The 2,519-nt window shown below is 71.1% G+C and carries 3 protein-coding genes; all 3 read left to right on the forward strand.

All coding sequences use genetic code 11. The features are described from left to right. Positions 1-1,441, forward strand: a 1,441-nt coding sequence (locus G6028_RS07070) for a helix-turn-helix transcriptional regulator (RefSeq protein WP_182658445.1), incomplete at its 5' end; no start/stop codon positions are given. Between the two features lie 158 nt (positions 1,442-1,599). Next, on the forward strand, positions 1,600-2,211 hold the full coding sequence (locus G6028_RS07075; RefSeq protein ID WP_182658446.1) for a hypothetical protein: 612 nt from the start codon (positions 1,600-1,602) through the stop codon (positions 2,209-2,211). Positions 2,212-2,275: 64 nt separating this feature from the next. Beyond that, the coding region (locus G6028_RS07080; RefSeq protein ID WP_182658447.1) for an alpha/beta fold hydrolase at positions 2,276-2,519 on the forward strand (244 nt) is incomplete at its 3' end.

Genomic DNA, 2,519 nt, shown 5'->3' on the forward strand with positions numbered 1-2,519 from the left:
TCTGCGGGCAGCGGCCGGACCGCGTGGTGACGACGGCGAGCCGGGTGGGCACGACTTCACCCGGCTGCTGATCGACAACGTGACGGCCCGGGCGGACCTCGCGCACTACCGCGACCGGGGTCCGGAGAACTCGCTGCCCTTGATCGAGGCGGCCCGCGGATTCCTGACGCCGGGCCACCCCGCTCACTCGGTGCTGGACGCGCTGACCGTGGTGCACCTGTCCTACGCCGGGCGGTACCGGGAGGCGGCCCGGGCACACGCCGAACTCGGCGCGCCACAGACTGACGCCGCCCCCGGTCATCCCGCACCCCTGCACCCCGGACTACCGCACCCCGCGCCCCTGTCAGCCGAGTGGGAGCGGCGCCTCGAGGCGATCCACGCCCTGGCGCTGGACGCGCTCGGGCAGTCCGACGCCGCGTTGGCCGTCCTGCGGCGGCTGGCCCGCCAGTCGCGCACGGTGGACCACCACGCGTGGGCGTCGGAGGAGTACCTCGCGGCGCTGCTGTACGTGGTCCTGCACGGTTTCGGCGTCAATGCGCTGTTCGCGGAACTCGCGCCGTTCGTGGCGGTCGAGCAGGACGACTCCGTGCGCCTGGACCACGGCATGCGCCGGGTCGCCGACGCGGAGATCGCCCTGGCCGCCGGCGACCTGCCGTCGGCCGTGAGCGCCGCGTCCGATGCACTCGACACCATCGCGGTGGACGGCCCCGAGGACTTTCTCCCGCGTGCCATCTCCCTGTACGCGCTCGTCTCGGCCCTGTCCGGGCAGACCGCGACCGCGCAAGAGCAGCTGCGGCGCCTACGCGCCGTCCACGGGTATGCCAACTCGCCGGTCGGGCCGGAGATCCGCGGAGCCGAAGCGGGGGTGCTGTTCTGCCTCGGTCGGAGCGAGGAGGCGCTCGGCATCGTCCGCTCCCTCGTCGACGACGGACTGCTCGGCTCCGCTGTGCGCGCCGCCCTGGCCGGGGTGTTGATGGCCGATCCGGAGAGCTGCCGGATAGTGGCCGAGCTGGAGGTCAGTGGGGATGTACCGGTGCTGGTGCGCGACCTGGCCGCTGCCAACCTGGCCGACAACCCCCGGCGATTGATCGATGCGGCTCAGCGAGCCAGTGGACACGGTCTGCTCATGGTGGCCGCAGCGGCCGCAGACCGCGCCCGCACCCTCGCCACCCCGGGATCACAGCACCACACCCTGGCCGAGCGGATGCTCGCGACCACCGAGATCAGCGGGTCGCTGGCCGGCCTCACCGGACTGGGAGGTCCCGCCCGATGGGTCCCGCCCGGGGTCACGCTGACCCGCCGCGAGTCCCAGGTCGCCGAATTGGTGGGGCAGGGGTTGACCAACGCCGAGATCGCGGACGAACTCCACCTGTCCAAGCGGACCGTGGAGGGTCACCTCAACCGGATCTACACCAAGACCAGCACCCGACTGCGAGGGTGAACGGGCGACAGAGTCGAGGTGTGAGCATGCGTCAGTCACGGAGGAATCCAGCGCCGAGGAACCCAGCGCCGGCAAATCAAGCGCCGAGGAATCCGGCACCGAGCGATCCGGTCCAGGGCGATCCGGCCACCTTCTGCGCGGCGCCCGCGGCCTACATCGTGGAGACCTATTTCGTGCTCCGGATGGTCATCGCCGCTGGTGCGCTCATCCTCCCGGCGGCCCTCCTCCTGTGGGTGGCTCTCGACCCCGGTGTGACGATGATGGGCTCACTCAGCGCCTTCTACTACTCGCCGGCCCGGAGTCTCTTCGTGGGGATACTCGTGGCGATCGGCGTCGCGCTGGTGGCCTACCGCGGTTACACCCGCGGAGAGAACGCGCTGCTCAACGGAGCCGGCGTCCTATCCATCGTGGTGGCGCTGGTCCCGACGGGAGACTCGTCTCTGCCCGGGCTCACCGTGGCGGGTGCCGTTCACGCGGTGGCCGCGGTGGGGTTCTTCGTCCTGGCCGCGCTGTCGATCTTCTTCTACGGGCAGGAGACCCTCGGATCCCTTTCGGATCCGGACCAGCAGCGCAGGTATCGCGCGGTCTACCGGGTCCTGGCCGTACTGGTCGTTGCGTTCCCGGGCGCGGCGGTTCTCGTCGCCTGGGTGGTGGGGCCGTCTGTGGCCCTGTTCGCCGGGGAGGCGGCGGCGCTGTACGCGTTTGCCGCGTTCTGGCTGGTCAAGACCTATGAGCTCTCGCAATCCCATGCCGAGTTGAGGATCGTGTGAGCCAGCCGATGCGGCCCTTCACAGACACCGCGTCGCTCGCGGCCGTCGCGCGTAGGGTCGCGACATGACGAGTCTTGTCTTTCTCCCCGGCCTCCACGGCGACGCGCAGTCATGGGACCCGACCCTGCGCGCCCTGCCGGAGAGATGGAACACCACGGCCCTCGATCTGCCGGCCGAGCCCGACCTCGACGCGCTCGTCGACGAGGCCGCCCGACAGATCGCTACCGGCAGCGTCGTCGTCGGACATTCCCTCGGCGGCGTGGTGGCCATGCACCTCGCCGAGCGGCACCCGTCCCTGCTGGCCGGCC

The sequence above is a fragment of the Dietzia cercidiphylli genome (assembly GCF_014145145.1).
Lineage (GTDB): Bacteria > Actinomycetota > Actinomycetes > Mycobacteriales > Mycobacteriaceae > Dietzia > Dietzia natronolimnaea.